Annotated in this window: 3 protein-coding genes; all 3 read left to right on the top strand. The window is 52.0% G+C overall.

The genetic code is table 11. The features are described from left to right. A partial coding sequence (locus tag BP727_RS01485; protein ID WP_286857056.1) for a hypothetical protein occupies positions 1–257 on the top strand: 257 nt, incomplete at its 5' end. A 42-nt stretch (positions 258–299) separates the two neighbouring features. Next, positions 300–1,340 (top strand): AI-2E family transporter, encoded by a 1,041-nt coding sequence (locus BP727_RS01480; RefSeq protein ID WP_286857054.1) that lies wholly within the window; start codon positions 300–302, stop codon positions 1,338–1,340. Next, positions 1,337–2,650, top strand: coding sequence for a tRNA (N(6)-L-threonylcarbamoyladenosine(37)-C(2))-methylthiotransferase (locus tag BP727_RS01475; protein ID WP_276836432.1), 1,314 nt, complete (start codon positions 1,337–1,339; stop codon positions 2,648–2,650). Before BP727_RS01480 ends, BP727_RS01475 begins: the two co-directional genes overlap by 4 nt. The last annotated feature ends 223 nt before the right edge of the window (positions 2,651–2,873 follow it).

Here is a 2,873-nt window from a genome sequence, read left to right as displayed (position 1 = left end):
ATATTCAAACACATGGTAGTTACGGAATAAAACCTCAGAGTCACAAAGCTCACAGAGACGCACAGAAACGATTAAGGTTAGAAAAAAGACGAACAATAGTAGCAGGCGAAGTCACAAGAAGCATCTATTTCCTGGCCCTGGAGAATGCTCGATCCTCGGTCATCATCTCCTTATGCAACTCTGGCGCATCTCTCCCACTCAATCTTCATTCCCTTGAAACATTAATAAAGCGTCACCCATATCTATCAAGCGAATGAATTCCGCGGCAAGACAAGATGCTTCATTCTTTGGTGTGAACCATGGACTACGACCCTGATCGCTGGTGCTCAGAGCATAAGGGCATTTTAATCCTAGCCTTGGCCGCGGTCCTCATGACCGCATGCTTTGCCTTTCCATTCTTAGACGGCATAATCCTGGGCAGCGTTTTTGCCTATGTGGGCCGGCCCATAAGGGATCGGTTCGGCAAGAGAAAAAAGCTCGGGTCGCTTGTTGCTGCCATCTGCGTCGTGGTCCCCATATTCCTGATGCTGGGCCTGGGAAGCCTTGAGGTGGCCACTCAGATAATAGCCCTGGCAAAGAACCAGGAGGCGCTCAGGTACTGGCTTGGATATCTCATGCAGCAGACGGCGACAGACCTTCCTTCCTGGGCCAGGGAGAGCCTGCTCTCCGGTCTGGAGAACGCCTTCGGCCTGATCGCCTCTCTGGCAGCATCTATTCCCATCCTCCAAATCGGCAGGATGGCCTCTTTGGGGATAATCAACTTTCTCATCTCCTTCCCCATCTGCTACTTCATCCTCCTGGATGGCGAGGGCTTTGTGGGATCGTTGATATCCCTCCTGCCAGACGGAGAGATGAGGGTTCTTGAGCGGTACATCGATAGAATCGACCGAATTCTGAGCGGCATATTCATCGGCACTGTCTATACATCAATCGTGGGAAGCTTGATCGCAGCGGTTATATTCTTCCTCTTCGGCATACCCCGGCCCATAGCTTTGGCGAGCATCGTCTTTATCGCCGGCATGGTTCCGGTCCTCACCTCCTGGGCGGTCCTGGTCCCACTGGCCGTCTACCGCTACTTCACCGTGGGCCTGGAGGGTGCTTTGTTCTTCCTGGTCATCAGCTCCGCTCTCATCTATCTCCCCTCAGAGCTGTTCATAAGGCCCTATATCATCTCCACCAGATCCTCATTGCACCCATTGCTGGTAATGCTCTCCTTTTTTGGAGGGGCTCTGGTGGCAGGGATCGGCGGCTTTTTCCTCGCCCCGGCGGTCATAGGGGCGATCAGTGGGATTTATCAGGTGAGAAGGGAGGAGACGGCCTCAAGTGAGGCTTTGGAATGAGGTTTTATATCGAGACCTTCGGCTGCACATCGAACTTCGGGAATTCTCAGGATCTGGCAGAGGCCCTGAGGGAGATGGGCCATATCCCTTCCGGCCTGAAGGAGGCTGACATGGTGATAGTGAACACCTGTGCGGTCACCGAAAGGACGGAGAGAAAGATCCTCCGCCGGCTGCGGCAGCTGGAGGGTGAGAAGCTGGTCGTCGCCGGCTGCCTGGCGGCGGCAATACCCCAGTCGGTTCAAACGCTCTGCTGCCGGGGGCGATTGGGACCATTGAGTCAAGGAGATGCCGCCAGGATCGTCAAACTCTTTAATGGTTGGCTCATGCCTTCGCAGCATATGCAATCCGGGCAATTACAATCTCAGAATTTTCAATCTGAAGAAATGCTGCGCGAGAGGCATATTGCTGTTCATCTTCGCGAATCATCTCCCGGAGGAGAGAGCTGCGGCATTGTCAATGTGGCGGACGGCTGCAACGGCTCATGCAGCTATTGTATAGTCTCAAATGCCAGGGGCAGGCTGAAGAGCCATCCGGTTGAGGATGTGGTCCTTGCCGTGGAAAGGCTGGCACAGCTTGGCACAGCCGAGATCCAGATATCTGCTCAGGACACTGCCGCATTTGGATCTGATATTGGATCTGATCTGGCCGGGCTGCTGGAGACGCTGACTGAGATTCCAGGGGATTTTATGCTCAGGGTTGGAATGATGAATCCCGATAGCGCTCGGCTCATCCAGGATAGGCTGATTGAGGCATTTCAGAGCCCAAAGATCTACCGTTTCCTGCATATCCCCGTTCAGTCCGGCTCGGATGAAATTTTGCAGAGGATGGGACGCGGATACACCTCAGATGAGTTCTTCGAGCTTGTGAGCGCCTTTCGATTTGCCTATCCAGACATCTCCATAATAACTGATATTATCGTTGGCTTTCCCGGCGAGACGGATAAGGATTTTGAGGAGAGCATGAGCCTGATTGAGAGATTGCAGCCGGATAAGGTGAATATCACCAGATTCTCCCCCCGGCCTGGAACATCAGCCGCCAGGCTCTACGACATGCCGGACAGGATTAAGAAAGACCGCTCGAGGGAGATGACCCGAATATGGCTGGAGATCGCTGAGAGGAGGAATAGCCGTTATCTGGGGAAGGTATTGCATGCTCTTGTGACTGAGTGTGGGAGAGGCAAGACCATGAAGGCCCGATCTGCCAATTATGCTGGCATTGTGATCCCCGGCGCGCTGGATCTGGGAAGATGGTGCCAGATAAAGATCATGGAAGCCACTCCATATTATTTAAGTGGAATTCTCCAATTATGATTCATAGTCAGCTTTTTATTTAGGTTTTGCTGCGGAAAAGAGCTATGGATGTTGCTCGCGATGTTATTTTTGCATTAATTTCTTTATATCTGTGACCCTGAATGAGCTGTCATTAACAGTATTCTTCCAGCGGCCGGGCACGGCTGCTTTTAGGCTCTTCGAGATTCGACCATCTCTTCAAGCCATAGGATCTATAATCGTTATTATTTATAATTATTAACAA

The organism is Methanosaeta sp. UBA356 (assembly GCF_002496465.1).
GTDB lineage: Archaea > Halobacteriota > Methanosarcinia > Methanotrichales > Methanotrichaceae > Methanothrix > Methanothrix soehngenii.
The sequence above is the reverse complement of the archived record's forward strand: the minus strand, read 5'-3'. Positions and strand labels throughout refer to the sequence as shown.